The organism is Oleiphilus sp. HI0043, assembly GCF_001634935.1.
The window spans coordinates 18458-34433 of sequence record NZ_LWEY01001456.1 but is presented as its reverse complement, the minus strand read 5'-3'; the positions used below and the strand labels follow the sequence as shown (position 1 = coordinate 34433).

Sequence of the window (15976 nt, the reverse complement as noted above, 5' to 3'; positions counted from 1 at the left end):
CATCATNAAAGCGTACTTGTGAGATTTCCCGGCGTGGTTCAATGTGAATATCGCTAGCGCGCTGCTCAAAAGCATATTGCAGAAGCCAGTCAACAATGTTGATGATGTGTTGATCGTTAGCGTCCGGGTTGCCTTGCGCGCCAAGTTCCAGCATTTGTTCAAAGTTCTGTGAATGCTGCGAGGAAGTTTGTGCGCCAGCCTTATTAACAGAGTTTGCCAGGTGATAAAATTCGACAGTATATTTTCTTAGATCAGCAGGAGAGACGATGACTCGGCTAATGTTCTTCTTGAGAATGTGCTTTAGATCGTTTTCCCAATGATCAACAAAAGGTTGGGCGCTGGCGATGACGGCTTCTTCTGAGTTGATTTCGACTGCCAGAATATGATGCCGCTGAGCGAAAGCAAGTGACATCACGTTTGCTACTTTCTGACTATCAATTTTCAGAGGGTCGATTTGGAAAACCTCTTGCCCGCTCCATGTAGAAAGCCAGTTAAGCAAGGATTCTATGCTGATGGCTTCCCCGGAAGGTTTACTTAGTTCAGCGTTCGCTATGATTTCTAAAGGGTGAAGCTTTGCCTGCGCACTTCCTTTTGGCGCGATCAGCAGCGCCTTCGCATCTTCCTCACTTAACCACTTATCTTGCTGCAATTGGTGAACGATTTGCCCGAAAGTGAGTGGCTCAGAATGTGAAAATTGCTGCTGCATTAAGGTTTACTCTCATGTAATTAAAGCTAACTGATTAGTTAGCTAATCTAGAATAGCGCTCGGCCCAGAGCGCGTTCCCACTTTATATAAAACATAGCAGATAAAAAGATGTTGACGGTTAATAAAGTGATAACCAGGTCTAAGCCTGCGCCTTGAGATAGAAAGGCTTCGACAACTGCTTGAGTAAAATAGAATAAAACGATAAAACAAAGCCACGTATATGAACGCAGGCTATCTTTAATTAAGCCAGGCAGAATGATCAGCAATGGGGAGAGTTTGACGCTTACGACGACCCAGGGTGAGCTTCCTTCGGGTAGGTAGCTTGGAAGGCTGGTGATGATCATCATTAGAATAAGTAAAAGGTAGGAAGCCCAAGTAATGCAGTAGGCGACTACGTTTTTTCTTGGGCGCTGTGGTGTTTGAGACATTCGGTGTTCCATTACAATTGAGGTGAGCTTGGTGTCGACAGTCCGACTTCACCCTCAAACTTATACCGTAGAGGGCGCTTCGAAGCATATATCGTTTATATAAGTTCGAGTACGTTTTCTGGTGGGCGACCCAGAACTGCTTTGTCGCCTTTAATGACAATAGGGCGTTCGATGAGCTTTGGGAATTTCGTCATCGCGTCAATTAATTGGGCGTCGCTAAGTGTTTTATCTGCTAGCTCGTTGTCTTTGTAAGCTTGCTCACCTTTGCGAAGAAGTTCGCGGGCGCCAATGCCTAACTTACCAAGTATCTCTGAGATTTTTTTGGCGTCTGGCGTATCATCTAAATACAGAACAATTTCAGGCTGGATGCCTTTCTCTTCGATAAGCGCTAAGGTTTGGCGTGATTTAGAGCAGCGAGGATTGTGGTATATTTGTATCGTGTCGGTCATAGTTAATCGTCCAGCGTGGTAAAATTAGATGGCATATTGTAACAGGAGTCAGGCTTGAGAATAAAAACACTTTTGCCCTTTGTATTGTTTCTTTTTCTAAGTGCCTGCTCTGAATCTGTTTTCGTCTTTTCTGATGGTCGCCAGCAAGCGCTAAACTCATATAAGGGGCAGTGGCTATTAATCAATTACTGGGCAGAATGGTGCCGGCCCTGTCTCGATGAATTACCAGAATTGAACAAGTTAAATAAAGGTGAGGCCTTCCAGGTTCTGGGTTTTGACTTCGATAAAGCGAAAGGAGAGCTCTTGGATAGCAAGGTTAAGCGGTTGGGAATAGATTTTCCGGTGCTTGATGCAGACCCGTCTAGCATGTTTTCTCAGAAATTGCCGAGTGGCCTGCCAGCGACAATGTTAATAAACAAGCAGGGGAAGTTTGTTAAGTGGTTAATGGGGCCGCAAACGGCAGAGTCGATCAATAGGCATTTAGGCTTGGAGTAAAAGTAGCTGTTTTTACTCTGAGCTCAAATATTGTTAAGCCAGAGTTGATACGCGCTCTGCTTCTTGGATTACCCGTTTAGGGCACCTGTCCATCACCACTGATATTCCTGCTGCACGTAACTTGGCTGCAGCAGTTTCATTGATGACGCCAATCTGCATCCAAACAACCTTGGGTTGTAGAGTTTTCGGAAGTGCTAGCACTTCGTCACATATCGATGCAGCGGCTTCAGAGTTTCTAAAAATATCGACCATGTCGACCTTAATGGGCAGCTTGGTGATGTTTTTGATTACCGTTTCACCTAACAGATTCTGGCCTTCTAGGTCTGGGTTAATCGGTGTGATTTTGAAACCTTTGTTTTGCAAGAAGTTCATGACTTCATTACTTGGTCTTTCGGGTTTTTGACTGGCACCAACTAAGGCAATTGTTTCAACTGAGTTGAGTAGATCTATCAACTGGTTGTGGTTAAATTGTGTTTTGATAAGGTTCACCAATGCGTCTGATACGGGAATTAAAGTCGTAAAAAATAAGCGCTAAGATGCTTCGACAAGGCCTTAAGTCATGCTAACATCTCAGCTCCTACAATATGTCATCGCGATACCTCATGCCAGCAAAATTTGTTCATCTCAAGTTACATACTGAATTCTCCCTTACCAACGGTTTGGTAAGGATCAAACCGCTGATTAAACAGTTGGTCGATGAGGAGTTTCCGGCGGTCGCGATCACTGATCAATCTAACCTGTGTGCACTCGTCAAGTTCTATAAGTCTACGCGCGGTTCTGGTATCAAACCGATCGCCGGGGTTGATATTTGGCTCGAAAACGAAAGTGAGCCAGACAATCCAAGCCGTCTTACCTTGTTGGCAAAGACTGACAAGGGTTACCTTAATATGACCGAGTTGGTCTCGAAGGGTTTTACTGAAGGGCAAGATTATGGCAAAGCGGTCATCACGAAAGAGTGGTTGAAGGAAGCATCAGAAGGTCTGATTGTTTTGTCCGGTGCGAAAGATGGAGAAATTGGCCGTGCTTTGTTGGCTGGGAGAGAAGACCTTGCTGTTGAGCTCTTGGAGCACTGGATGTCGGTTTTTTCTGATAGTTTCTACCTTGAACTTCAGCGTACTAATCGCCCTAATGATGAGGAATGCGTTCATCTGAGTGTTGCGCTAGCCGAGAAGTTATCGTGTCCGGTTGTTGCGACAAACGATGTGCAATTTCTGGCTGAGTCTGATTTTGAGGCTCACGAAGCCAGGGTTTGTATTTCAGACGGTGAAACACTCGATAACCCAAACCGGGAAAAGCTCTATAGTGACGCTCAGTACCTTAAAAGTGCTGACGAGATGTTGGCCTTATTCGAAGATATTCCCGAGGCCGTTGAAAACACGATAGAAATCGCTAAACGCTGCAATGTGGAAATTCGTTTGGGCGAGTACTTTCTGCCTCAATATCCCGTGCCTGAAGGCATGACAATGGATGAGTTTTTTCGCAAGCTTTGTCATGACGACCTGGATGAGCGCTTAAAAGTAATTTTGGCTAATTGTCCTGAAGACGAGCTTGAGGAACGGCGAAAACCTTATCTGGATCGCTTGAAATTTGAACTCGATATCATTCTTCAGATGGGGTTTCCCGGCTATTTTCTGATCGTAATGGACTTTATTAAATGGGCGAAGGATCATGATATCCCTGTTGGCCCGGGTCGTGGTTCAGGTGCTGGTTCACTTGTTGCATATGTATTGAAAATTACCGACCTGGATCCCTTGCAATACGATCTACTATTCGAACGTTTCTTGAACCCGGAACGTGTCTCGATGCCTGACTTTGACGTTGACTTCTGTATGGATGGGCGAGACCGGGTTATCTCTTATGTTGCTGATCATTACGGCAGGGATGCGGTATCGCAGATTATTACCTTTGGTACGATGGCAGCAAAGGCTGTGGTGCGAGATGTTGCGCGTGTGCAGGGTAAATCTTACGGTTTGGCTGACCGGCTTTCGAAGATGATTCCTTTCGAAATCGGCATGACTTTGTCAAAGGCGATTGAGCAGGAACCGACCTTAAAAACTTTTCTTGATGAAGACGAAGAAGCCCAGGAGATCTGGGAAATGGCTGTCTGTCTAGAAGGGATTACGCGTAACGTCGGTAAGCACGCCGGTGGTGTTGTTATCGCACCGACTAAACTGACAGACTTTGCTGCACTTTATTGTGATGAAGAAGGCGGTGGCCTGGTTACCCAGTTCGATAAAAATGATGTTGAAGATGCAGGCCTGGTTAAGTTCGACTTCTTGGGGCTTCGTACTCTAACTATCGTTGACTGGGCTTTGAAGATGATTAACCCTCGCTTGGCAGCGAAAGGTAAAGAGCCTATTAATATTGACCATATCCCACTGGATGATAGGCCCTCTTTTGAATTGCTGAAGTCAGCAGAAACAACGGCGGTATTCCAGCTGGAATCCCGTGGTATGAAAGACTTGATTCGTCGACTTCAGCCAGACAACCTTGAAGATATGATCGCACTGGTTGCACTATTTAGACCGGGGCCTTTGGAGTCAGGCATGGTTGATGACTTTATCAACCGTAAGCATGGGCGGGCAGAAGTAGCCTATCCTCATCCTGACTTTCAGCATGAGAGTCTGAAAGGCATTCTAGAACCGACTTACGGTGTTATTGTCTATCAGGAACAGGTTATGCAGATTGCACAGACCTTGGCAGGATATACGCTAGGTGGCGCGGATATGCTGCGTCGTGCAATGGGTAAGAAAAAACCGGAAGAAATGGCTAAGCAGCGCGATACCTTCCGTGAAGGTGCTGCGTCAATTGGTGTTGACCCAGACCTCGCCATGAAAATATTCGACTTGGTAGAAAAGTTTGCGGGCTATGGTTTTAACAAGTCTCACTCAGCGGCCTATGCGGTCGTTTCCTATCAAACATTGTGGCTAAAGACTCATTTTCCTTCAGAGTTTATGGCTGCGGTACTGACTGCCGATATGCAAAATACCGACAAGGTGGTGACCTTAGTCGAAGAGTGTCGTCAGATGAAAATCTCTTTGGTGCTGCCGAATGTCAATGTCAGTCAATATACCTTTACCGTTGATGACGATCTTCAGGTTGTCTACGGTTTGGGTGCCATTAAAGGCTTAGGGGAAGGGCCCGTTGAGAGTGTCTTGGAAGCCAGGGAAGAGGGCGGACCATTTAAAAGTCTGTTTGATTTTTGTGACCGGGTAGATTTGAAGAAGGTGAATAAGCGAGCTCTGGAAGCATTGATCCGAGCCGGTGCCATGGATTCGATTGGCCCGAGCCGCGCGAGGATGATGGAAAGTATTACCGAAGCAGTACAACGCGCTGACCAGAATGCCAGAAACCAAAATGCGGGTATGATGGATATGTTTGGCGAGGTTGTTCCTGACGAAGATGAGGATGTCTACGCAAGTTCAGAAGGTGTTCGTGAGTGGAGTGAAAAAGAGCGGCTAGGGCAGGAAAAAGACACCTTGGGCTTATACCTGACAGGTCACCCTTTTGATGAGTATGAAAAAGAGGTTAGGCGTTTTGCTCCGAACTCTATATTAAACCTTAAGTCCAGTCGTAATCGGACGACGGTAGTGGGTTTGATTGTTGAAATTCGGGTAATGAAGAATAAACGTGGCCAGACCATGTGCTTCGTTACTTTGGATGATCGTAGTGCACGAATTGAGGCGACACTATTTGCGGATACATTTGACGAGTGTCGCGAGGCTATTCAAAAGGATGAGGTGGTTGCTGTTTCTGGTGTAGTGAGTCTTGATGACTATTCCGGAATGCTGAAGATGCGAGTTAGCCAGGTACAAAGTATTGCTTCAGCGAGAATTAACTTTGCCAAGAATATCTCTATCAGTATTAGTCAGGCGCAGTGTGCTGACGGAATGCTAGAAAGCGTTAAGAGTAAGTTGGAACCTTATCGTTGTACTCAGCCAGTACCTGCTGCACCAGCAATGCTTGGTGAGGGGGCAATGGTGCGAGAAGAAGAGTCGCTTCAGCCAGCAGGTTGTAAGGTTGCCTTAAGCTACCAGCGACCTGATGTGAGTGCGGTTATCGAATTTGGTGATAGCTGGCGGGTTGAGCCTGCTGACGAATTGTTTCAAGAGTTAGAGTATTTGCTGGGTGAAGGGAAGGCGCAGCTCGTTTATTAGCCTCATATTTTTTTTATGTTGTGGCGGGATTTTCACTTATGCTGTCTGGTAAGGCGGCGAAAAAAAAGTAACAATAGCCCCCTCAAATCTAATGGAAGAGTCAGTTAGCCAGACTAAAGCGGTTTATTATGAATTTATACTACCTTGATTTTGAACAGCCCATTGCAGAGCTGGAAGAAAAAATAGAAGAACTTCGCTTGGTCGGCAGTGATCAGGAGCTCAATATTCAAGAAGTGATTGAGCGTCTTGAGCATGAATGCGAGATTCGTACAAAAGATATTTTTGCGAATCTTAATGCTTGGGATGTCGCGCGCTTGGCTAGACATCCAAAGCGTCCTTATACGCTTGATTACATTGAGCAGATTTTCACAGACTTTGATGAGTTGCATGGTGATAGAACTTATGCTGATGATCAGTCGATTGTAGGTGGTATTGCTCGGCTTGAAGGGCGTCCAGTAATGATTATTGGTCATCAGAAAGGGCGCGAAGTTAAAGAAAAGGTCAAGCGTAACTTTGGTATGCCCCGGCCAGAGGGTTACCGCAAGGCTTGTCGCCTTATGGAGCTAGCTGAACGTTTTTCCTTGCCTATTATCACCTTTATAGACACGCCAGGTGCCTACCCGGGAATTGGTGCTGAAGAGCGCGGCCAAAGCCAGGCGATAGCTCATAATCTAGCTGTCATGTCTCGGCTTAAAACGCCAATTATATCCACTGTTATTGGTGAAGGTGGTTCTGGTGGCGCGCTGGCTATTGGTGTCTGTGATCGTCTAAATATGCTTCAGTACTCAACTTATTCTGTTATTTCCCCTGAGGGTTGTGCCTCCATTCTGTGGAAAAGTGCTGAGTATGCAGCTGATGCGGCTGAAGCGATGGGGGTTAACGCTCAACGTCTGAAAGAATTAGGTCTGGTTGATGGCGTCATAGAGGAGCCTTTAGGCGGTGCACATAGAAATATGCCCGAGATGGCTACTCAATTGAAGGCTCAGCTTATTGCAGGGCTTGATGAACTTTCGGCTTTAGATACTGAAGAATTAATGGATCAGCGCTATCAACGTTTAACGGCCTACGTTAAAGAGTAAATAGTCAAATAGGGTGCTCTGTGAGTGAGATGAAGGTTTCCCCGGTGATCTTGCAGGCATTAAAAAGAGTGCCCGAGTCCAAACGCTATGTTGTTGCCTTGAGTGGTGGCTTGGACTCTATCGTGCTCTTGCATACTTTTCGTTTATTAAACCCCTCCTTAGCTTTATCAGCAATACATGTTCATCATGGGCTTAGTAAAAACGCAGACGACTGGGCTCGTCATTGTCAGCAGGTGTGCCAGGAGCTATCTATTCCTTGCTATGTAGAGCGTGTATCAGTTACTGCGAGTGGTGAAGGGCTAGAGGCCGCAGCCAGGAAGGCTCGTTACGAAGTTTTCGAGAGGCTGCTAAATGATGGTGATGTGTTGCTCCAGGGTCATCATCAAAACGATCAGGCTGAAACGGTGTTGATTAGGGCATTGCGCGGTAGTGGTGTTAAGGGCTTATCGGCTATTCCGCCTAGCAGGCTTATGTCTTGTGGAACTGTTATTTATCGCCCTTTGCTTGAGGTCTCGAGAAGGGCTTTAGAGTTAGAAGCGGAAGGTTTGGGTCTGAAGTGGGTCGAGGATGAAAGCAATAGTGATTCAGTCTTTGATAGAAACTTTCTGAGGAATGAAATTCTCCCTCTACTTGAACAGCGTTGGCCAAATTCTACCGAGGCTCTTGCGCAGGTTGCGTGTAAAGCAAGTGAAACGCAAAGCTTTATTGATGATTGGTGTGTAAAGCAATTTGATTCTGGCTTGTTGCTTGAGCGCGCTCAGGGTGAAAAAGTCATCGATATCTCAGTTTTATCATCTTATAGAGAGAGAGATCAGAAGATCTTGTTACGAGCTTGGATTGATAACTTTGATTGCCCGCAGCCTTCAGAGCGTATATTGGGAAGAGTTTTTACTGAGCTGATTTCAGCCAAGCCAGATGCTAATCCTATTGTCCAATGGTCAGGTTTTGAATTGCGCCGTTATCTAGGGGGAATTTATTGCCAGCGTAAACCTGTGGGCGGCAGTGAATCTTATAGCGAAACTCGGCAATTTAAGCGGCGTGGTCAAGTTTATAATGTTGAAATTGCAGCTCAGAATATATCGTGTGCTTATGAAAGTGGGGATGTAAGCATGCAGGCTGATTCAGGTCGTATACAGCTCGCCGTGCCCGGGGCAGGTTTTGAGTTGCAGATAAAATCTCGTGCTGGAGGGGAGTCGCTCAGGACTAGACCTGACGGGCCGGGGCGTAGCCTTAAAAGCCTTTTTCAAGAAGCGGGTATTCCTCCTTGGCGACGTGATACTTATCCTTTGATTTATATTGATGGTGTACTGGCGGCAATTGGAAACTTGTGGATAGGTGCGGGTTTTCATGCAGAGTCCGGGCTTCCTGTTCTAAGCGTTTACTTCAATAATAAGTATTAATGGTGAGTCATTAGGCGATAAGGTCTCGAACTTACTGCAAAGGTCTTGCACCTTGATGGTTTTATCTCTAGAATATCGCGCTCTAAAATCTGCGGGGAGCTTATACCTTTCTTATGGAAGGAATAGACTTTACCGTGTACTTGTAACTCCTTGCTTTTTAAACGGCCGATGTGGTCGACATTAAAAGGCTATTACCCGAAGGGAGAAAATATGCGTCATTACGAGATCGTATTCTTGGTGCACCCTGATCAAAGTGAACAGGTTCCAGGAATGATTGAACGTTATACTGGTGTTATCAAAGATAGCGGTGGCCAGGTTCACCGTCTAGAAGACTGGGGTCGCCGTCACTTGGCTTACCCAATCAACAAAATCCACAAGGCACACTACATTTTGATGAATATCGAATGTGGCGGCGATGCTTTGGGTGAGTTGGAGCACAACTTCCGTTTTAACGATGCCATCATTCGTGATTTGGTTATTCGTCAGAAGGAAGCGATTACTGAAGAATCTCCTATTAAAGCTTCTCAAGGTAGAGATGACCGTCGCTCTGCGCCTAAGCGCCCAGCTGAACAAGAGTCAAGCTCTGAAGAATCTGTAGAGAAAGTTGAAGATGCAAGCGCTGGTGACAGCGAAGCGGCATCAGAAGAGTAATTTAATTTTAGGAGAAGACTATGTCTCGCTTTTTTCGTCGTCGTAAGTTTTGTCGCTTTACGTCTGAAGGTGTAAAACAAATCGATTATAAAGATTTGGACACTTTGAAAGGTTATGTCACAGAAACTGGTAAAATCGTACCAAGCCGTATTACTGGCACAAAAGCTCGTTACCAGCGTCAGCTAGCAACTGCTATCAAGCGCGCTCGTTACTTGGCACTTTTACCTTACACAGACAATCACCACGAATAAGACCGGGTATTGTTTGTTAATCGTTTTACGATTATTGAAAGTAATTAATTAGCTATAAATTGAGAATATCCTGATGCATGACTTAGCTAAGTTAGCCATGCGAGGACCTTGGCAAGCAGCAGTTTTGGCAAGCGTTAGCGTAATGATACCAATGATGTTTTGGTTCGGCGCGGCGATTGTTGGGTTGGTTACCTTGCGAAAGGGCTTGAGTCAGGGTCTTAATGTTTTTATCTGGGCAACTATTCCTGCTTTGGCATGGTGGTCTGGAATGCAAGATCCCGGAGCGCTGGTGGTTCTAATATCGGTTCTGCTTATGGCAGCGATATTAAGATCAACCGTCTCCTGGCAAGCCACTCTGGCTGCCGGAGGAGTAATTAGCCTGCTTACAGGCATTGTTGCTCCTTATCTTATGCCAGAGTTGATTGAAACCCTAATGGGGTTGGCTGAAGAGTTCTTTAAGCAGCTCGCAGAAGAGTCGCAGCAAGAATACGATGCTAATTTACAAGAAGGTTTCAAATTGCTACTGGTAGCAAGCTTTGCTTCATCCTTTTTCGGGATGGCTGTTATATCGCTGTTTTTAGCGCGATCCTGGCAGGCAAGCTTGTATAACCCGGGTGGTTGGCGAGAGGAGTTTCACCAGATACGCTTAACTGCGCGTATGGTGATGGGCCTGGTTTTGTTGATTGTGATCTTACCTGTGCTGGGCGTGAGTCCTGCCTTGGTTATCGCAGTCGCTGTGGTTCCGATTATGGTTTGCGGTTTTGCCTTGGTGCATGCCGTGATAGCGAAGCGAAAGCTTGGCGGGCAGTGGTTAATTGGCATTTATTTCTCGGCCATATTGCTGTTTCCAACTGTATTGATGCTGATAGCTTTGTTAGCCTTACTAGATAGTTTGGTCGACTTTAGAGCTAGAATGCAGGCGCCAGAATAGTAAAAGCATGAAACGCTGATTAGTTACATGAAACTAATTTGAGAAATCTAGAAAATAGAGGATCACGAGATGGAAGTTATTCTACTCGAGAAAGTTGGAAAATTAGGTGGTTTGGGTGACAAGGTAACTGTTAAGGCAGGTTACGGTCGCAATTTCCTATTACCATACGGTAAAGCTGTAGCGGCAAATGAAGCAAATGTTGCTGAGTTTGAAGCACGTCGTGCTGAGCTTGAAAAAGCTGCTGCTGAGAAGCTTGCTGCTGCTGAAGCGCGTGCTGAGCAATTGAATGAGAAAGAAGTAACTATCGTTTCCAAAGCGGGTGACGAAGGTAAGTTATTCGGTTCAATTGGTGTTCGCGATGTTGCGGATGCAGTAACGGCTGCTGGCGTTGAAGTTGCTAAATCAGAAGTTCGTCTTCCTGAAGGTGCGATTCGTAACGTTGGTGAGTTTGATGTTGCGATTCAATTGCACAGTGAAGTAACAGCGATCATTAAATTGATCATTGTTGCGGAATAAGCTTCTGAAATAAGTAGTCAGATAGCTTTGACTAAACATGGTAAGAAACGTTGCCATGGTAGAGTGATTTGAAAATATAAATTACTCTCTGATACGGCCCGAATATATATTATATTTCGGGCCGTATTCATTTATGCTCTACAAAACTAAGCATTGCACTTTTATGATCTATCAGAGGTGAGAGTCTTGTCAGTACTTGATCAGGATACACAGAAACTAAAAATACCTCCCCACTCAATCGAAGCGGAACAGTCAATACTGGGTGGCTTGATGCTGGACAACAGTAAGTGGGATGTAGTCGGTGACAAAGTCCTGGAAGAGGATTTCTATCGTCAAGATCATCGTTTGGTTTATCGAGTAATTGCTAAGTTAGCGACGGGTGGTAATGCTCTAGATGTAGTGACGGTTGCTGAAGAGCTTGAACAAATGGGCGAGCTCGAAAATGCTGGCGGTATGGTTTATCTGGGGCAGCTCGTCGAGCGCACGCCAAGCGCTTCTAACGTTAGGGCCTATGCAGAAATCGTTCATGAGCGAGCAGTACTTAGACGATTAATAAGTGCCTCGGGAGAAATTACAGACAGTGCTTTTAACCCCCAGGGGCGGACAACCTCAGAGCTTCTAGATGAGGCTGAAAGGAAGGTTTTCCAGATCGCTGAGAATAGTGGTGGGAAAGACAGTGAAGGGCCTCAATCAGTAAACCCTATCCTAACCAAGACGCTAGAACGTATTGATGAGCTGTTTAATGCCTCGGGTGGTATTACCGGTGTCACGACGGGTTTTAGAGACCTGGATGAGATGACCTCCGGTCTTCAGCCTTCGGACCTGGTTATCGTTGCGGCTCGACCTTCGATGGGGAAAACGGCCTTTGCAATGAACCTGGTTGAGGCCGCCTTAATTAAAGCAGAGAAGCCTGTATTAGTATTTAGTATGGAAATGCCGGCTGACTCAATACTAATGCGTGTTATCTCCTCATTAGGGCAGATTAACCAAACCAGAGTACGTTCCGGTAAGCTGGAAGAGGATGATTGGCCACGCTTGACCTCTGCGGTGAGCATGCTCAAAGACAAGCCCCTCTTTATTGATGATACGGCAGGTTTGAGCCCGACGGAGGTTCGATCTAGAACTCGGCGTGTCGCGCGAGAAATTAAGCAGGATATAGGTCTCATCATGATCGACTACCTTCAGCTGATGCAGGTTCCTGGCATGACGGAAGGTAGAACAGCAGAGATTTCTGAGATATCGCGATCTTTAAAAGCTTTGGCGAAGGAAATGAACTGTCCGGTGGTAGCCTTGTCTCAGTTAAACCGTGGCTTGGAGTCTAGGCCGGATAAGCGCCCTATGAACTCAGACTTGCGTGAGTCAGGAGCAATCGAGCAGGATGCCGATGTTATTATGTTTATCTACCGTGACGATTATTATAACGAGGATAGCCCTGATAAAGGTATGGCCGAGATAATCATTGGTAAGCAGCGTAACGGGCCGATTGGTAAATGTAAATTATCATTCCAGGGGCAATATACTAAATTTAATGATTTGTCTCACGCTGATTATGGAAACGAGTTTTGATCGAAAAGCTTAGGCGGGCAGAAGGTGTTAATTTGTGTCTTGAGGGTGAGGGCTTTTCAGGCGGTCGTCCATTATATCTTGAAGTAGACGGGCAGGCTTTTCGTCATAATATAAAGCGTGCAGCAGAAATATCGAAGGCTACTTCTTTAATGGTGGTGCTTAAAGCCAATGCCTACGGTCATGGTCTGATCGAGATGGCAAGGCTTGCTGGCCAGCATGACTTGGCAGTGGCAATTCCCGAAGAAATGCGCCAATTGCGTGAGGCTCAGCTCGCTAATCGAATATGGGTACTTGAAGGACCTTTTGCTAAGGCCTGTATCGAGGATACAAGCAATGTGATTTGGGTGGTCCATAGCTTATGGCAGTTGGCGCTGTTTGAAAATCAAACTCAGGCTTCTGAGTATAAAGTTTGCTTAAAGCTTGATACCGGAATGAATCGCCTGGGTATGAATAGCGAGGACTTTGCACTTGCATTGAAGCGAATTGAGTCAAATCAGTACCTCTCGCTCTATGCTTGTATGACGCACTTCTCAGCAAGTGATTTGCCAGGGGGGGAGCAGGTAGATCAGCAGCTTCAGCGCTTTAATTCTGTTATACAAGATATTGAGTCGGATGAGCTCTTACTGAGCACGGCTAACTCCGGTGGTATTCTATATTATCCTCATAGCCATAAAGATATTGTTCGACCTGGTATTATCTTATATGGCGCAATGCCGTCACCAGAGAAGCAAGACCAGAATTTTGATTTAAAGCCGGTGATGAAATTAAAGTCTGCAATCATGGCTGTTAGAGAGCTTTCTATCGGAGAGCGTGTTGGCTATGGCGGCCGCTGGCGAGCATCTCGTGAATCACGAATTGCAACAGTCGCTTGCGGTTATGGTGATGGTTATCCCCGACATGCACCAGATGGAACGCCGGTAGCGGTTTTTGATTCCGCGTCACAATCCTTTGTTCGAGCCCCGCTTGTAGGGCGGGTATCGATGGATATGTTGGCAATTGATATAACGGATATTCCTTCTTGTGGTCTTGGCAGTCCTGTTGAGCTGTGGGGGGATTATATTAAGGCGGACGAGCTTGCATCTTTGGCTGGTACGATTGCCTACGAGTTATTTTGTAGTATTACTACTCGTGTTCCAAGGCTGTTGAGTGGCGAATAGAGTATTCGCCACTGGGCCTTTTTAAGGTGCTTCTTCGAGGAGTTCTTCGCTCTCTGATGGTTCTTCAGAAGTATCGTCATACATAAACTTCATGTCGCCAAAAGAGCCTGTCGGGTTGATGAAAGAAAGGCTGCTCGGAAAGAAGTAGGTCTTGACCGGTGCGTCATGTTCATAGCTATCTTTAACTTTCACCTCACCATGAAATTGGCTCTTTATGTCAATATCGATAACCTCTGCGATGTTGCCAGGCAAAGTCCCTATTAGAGCGCCATGCCCCAAGTCATGATCTTGATTATACTGATAGATATTAGGGTTAATGAGAGCGGGAATAGTTTTCTCTCCAACACTTAGTAATGTCGTATCATTTGAGTTGATGATAGCCTGTTCTACGGGGGCACCCGAGCTATCAAATAAGTTGGAAATTCGTCCCCATATTGAGTTCGCAATATCTGGGAAATGACTTGTATAGAGTTCGCTGTCGAAATTTTGAGCAAACAATTGTGGCTGGCCGTCAGTTTCACGCTCGAGGTGAATGAGTATGTTGTCGTCGCTGCCCTCAATATAGCTCGTATAAGTATCTGATGAAGGAAGCCCTGCCGATTCTATAAAAAGACCTAGATCTCCGGTTAACTGGACCGAGGAGCTGGAGTCGATGTTAGATTGCTGGTTATCTTCAGCAAAAAACTTGCGAATGATGATGTTCTGCGATGTGCTGATCATTCGAATGTCTTCTACTTCTGCCGCTGAATACTCCTTGAGCGTGGTAAGGGTCTCTTCGGTGGATACACCTTCAATCATATGAAGATTAAGTCCGTCACGTATATACAGTCTATCAGTCTCTTGATGATAGGAAAGTTGAGAGTCTTCAGGGTTTTGAAATACAAAAATTGGTGTTTCAAAGCGATCTTCACGTTCTTCAACATGGCCGCGATCAAATATTGCTAGAGTGGGGAGTTTAATTAAGGCGTCGTTATGTCTGAACAGAATAGCATTCTCAATATAGGTGAACCATTGATCTTGGTTATTCTTATAGTTTGGGTCTCGGTTGATTAGCTCAACGCCAAGCTCAGTAAGACCAAATGAGTATTCGAGAGTGTCAAAATTACGATCAGATTCTTTAATATAGAATTCATATTGATTCTTTAGGTAGTTAAATCCAAGGTAGCCAAACTCTTTGGTTGAGGTGTTATAAACCGGGTGCTCGGCGTACATTAAGGCTTCACTTGAATTTGTTACTCGTCCAACCCAGGCCTGACTTTTCTCAAACGAGGTTTCCTGGTTGCTTGCTAAAGAGTGGACTTCATCTATTTCCTCTTTACTTAGGTATAAATGTTCTTCGTGGTTACCGTAGAAAAAATCGTGCTCGTGGGTGTGGTAGTGAGGGTGGTTGTTAGGGTCGAAAGGCAAGCCATCATCGCCAATCTCGCCAGCTTCGTAGGCGTGATCGTGGTCATGGTCATCTGTATGAGTATGGGAGTGGCTACTAACATGAGTATGGCTATTGATAGATATACGGCGAATCTCATACTCGGTATCTGGGTCTTGTTCTAGGTCAATTTGGTAGTAATTGAATGTGCTGAGAGCACAGTCCTCGGGTGCTGTTTTTACATATAGTTTATGTTCATTTTTGTACAGTATCTCATCAATGAGTCGGTTTTCTTCATCAAGGGTTAGAGACGGCCGAATATCGCAAATAAGAGGGGGCTTGCCATCCACAGGCTCAAAATTGACAATTGGGTGGGCATAGCGAGTCACTAATTCGAATAAAAATATAGAGGAACCTTTGCTGTAAGCAATAAGCTCAGGAAGCAAGGTGTGTATAAGTGAAGAATTGCTGTCGTCACCTTGAACTTCTTCTGCCTCGTCGGTGTCTAGATATACAATGTGGCCTTCAGGAGAGCTAACTAAAGTTGGGTTTTCATCGTCTGGCCCAATGAATAGAGAAAGTCGCGCTGCGCTGTCCTCGGTAAAATGGGCTTCTACAATCTTGCTTTCGCCTGATTCCGGGTCGAACTCATATAGTGAGTTGTTTTTAATAAATGGAAAGTTCAAATTTTCGATTATTGGTGGCAACTCGGTGGTGGTTTTGTTTGACTCAGAGCAAGCTGCTATACCCATCATCAAAATGGCTAATATTAAAAGTCGTGAATGCATTTTCATCTGCTTGGTAACCCTATTCCTTTTGTAAAT

At 45.4% G+C, this 15976-nt stretch carries 14 protein-coding genes and 1 pseudogene; 10 read left to right on the top strand and 5 right to left on the bottom strand.

Going from position 1 to position 15976, the window contains the following annotated elements:
• The 3 genes and pseudogenes from A3729_RS20635 to arsC form a co-directional block, all read right to left on the bottom strand.
• A pseudogene (locus tag A3729_RS20635) lies at positions 1 to 706 on the bottom strand (type II/IV secretion system protein); the annotation flags it as partial.
• Positions 707 to 753: 47 nt separating this feature from the next.
• Positions 754 to 1134 (bottom strand): DUF2069 domain-containing protein, encoded by a 381-nt coding sequence (locus tag A3729_RS20630; RefSeq protein ID WP_068511453.1) that lies wholly within the window; start codon positions 1132 to 1134, stop codon positions 754 to 756.
• 95 nt (positions 1135 to 1229) lie between these two features.
• A complete protein-coding gene (gene arsC, locus A3729_RS20625; RefSeq protein WP_068511451.1) occupies positions 1230 to 1583 on the bottom strand; it encodes an arsenate reductase (glutaredoxin) in 354 nt (117 codons plus the stop codon).
• A 54-nt stretch (positions 1584 to 1637) separates the two neighbouring features.
• Here arsC and A3729_RS20620 point away from each other — a divergent pair, with 54 nt between their 5' ends.
• Positions 1638 to 2078 (top strand): TlpA disulfide reductase family protein, encoded by a 441-nt coding sequence (locus A3729_RS20620; protein ID WP_068511449.1) that lies wholly within the window; start codon positions 1638 to 1640, stop codon positions 2076 to 2078.
• A 33-nt stretch (positions 2079 to 2111) separates the two neighbouring features.
• Here the strand turns inward: A3729_RS20620 and A3729_RS20615 are convergent, their stop codons facing one another.
• The gene (locus tag A3729_RS20615; protein ID WP_231872309.1) at positions 2112 to 2567 is read right to left on the bottom strand and encodes a CoA-binding protein; all 456 of its coding nucleotides are present in this window, start codon (positions 2565 to 2567) and stop codon (positions 2112 to 2114) included.
• Positions 2568 to 2680: 113 nt separating this feature from the next.
• Here A3729_RS20615 and dnaE point away from each other — a divergent pair, with 113 nt between their 5' ends.
• The 9 genes from dnaE (at position 2681) to alr (ending at position 13786) form a co-directional block, all read left to right on the top strand.
• Positions 2681 to 6235, top strand: a complete 3555-nt coding sequence (dnaE, locus tag A3729_RS20610; protein WP_068511448.1) for a DNA polymerase III subunit alpha — start codon at positions 2681 to 2683, stop codon at positions 6233 to 6235.
• A gap of 128 nt (positions 6236 to 6363) precedes the next feature.
• Positions 6364 to 7314 carry an acetyl-CoA carboxylase carboxyl transferase subunit alpha gene (accA, locus tag A3729_RS20605; protein WP_068511446.1) on the top strand — a complete coding sequence of 317 codons (951 nt, stop codon included), beginning with the start codon at positions 6364 to 6366 and terminating at the stop codon, positions 7312 to 7314.
• 29 nt (positions 7315 to 7343) lie between these two features.
• Positions 7344 to 8714 carry a tRNA lysidine(34) synthetase TilS gene (tilS, locus tag A3729_RS20600; RefSeq protein WP_068511445.1) on the top strand — a complete coding sequence of 457 codons (1371 nt, stop codon included), beginning with the start codon at positions 7344 to 7346 and terminating at the stop codon, positions 8712 to 8714.
• 210 nt (positions 8715 to 8924) lie between these two features.
• Entirely contained in the window at positions 8925 to 9365 is a 441-nt protein-coding gene (gene rpsF / locus A3729_RS20595; protein ID WP_068511443.1) for a 30S ribosomal protein S6, read from the top strand.
• 20 nt (positions 9366 to 9385) lie between these two features.
• The gene (gene rpsR, locus A3729_RS20590) at positions 9386 to 9616 is read left to right on the top strand and encodes a 30S ribosomal protein S18 (protein ID WP_068511441.1); all 231 of its coding nucleotides are present in this window, start codon (positions 9386 to 9388) and stop codon (positions 9614 to 9616) included.
• 73 nt (positions 9617 to 9689) lie between these two features.
• Complete coding sequence (locus A3729_RS20585; RefSeq protein ID WP_068511439.1) at positions 9690 to 10547, top strand: hypothetical protein; 858 nt, start codon at positions 9690 to 9692, stop codon at positions 10545 to 10547.
• 69 nt (positions 10548 to 10616) lie between these two features.
• Positions 10617 to 11063 carry a 50S ribosomal protein L9 gene (gene rplI / locus A3729_RS20580; RefSeq protein WP_068511437.1) on the top strand — a complete coding sequence of 149 codons (447 nt, stop codon included), beginning with the start codon at positions 10617 to 10619 and terminating at the stop codon, positions 11061 to 11063.
• Between the two features lie 186 nt (positions 11064 to 11249).
• Positions 11250 to 12629, top strand: a complete 1380-nt coding sequence (gene dnaB / locus A3729_RS20575; RefSeq protein ID WP_197469892.1) for a replicative DNA helicase — start codon at positions 11250 to 11252, stop codon at positions 12627 to 12629.
• Positions 12626 to 13786: an alanine racemase gene (gene alr, locus A3729_RS20570; RefSeq protein ID WP_082865236.1), complete on the top strand. Its 1161-nt coding sequence runs from the start codon at positions 12626 to 12628 to the stop codon at positions 13784 to 13786. Before dnaB ends, alr begins: the two co-directional genes overlap by 4 nt.
• A 21-nt stretch (positions 13787 to 13807) precedes the next feature.
• Here the strand turns inward: alr and A3729_RS20565 are convergent, their stop codons facing one another.
• Complete coding sequence (locus A3729_RS20565; RefSeq protein ID WP_068553600.1) at positions 13808 to 15940, bottom strand: hypothetical protein; 2133 nt, start codon at positions 15938 to 15940, stop codon at positions 13808 to 13810.
• Positions 15941 to 15976 lie beyond the last annotated feature (36 nt).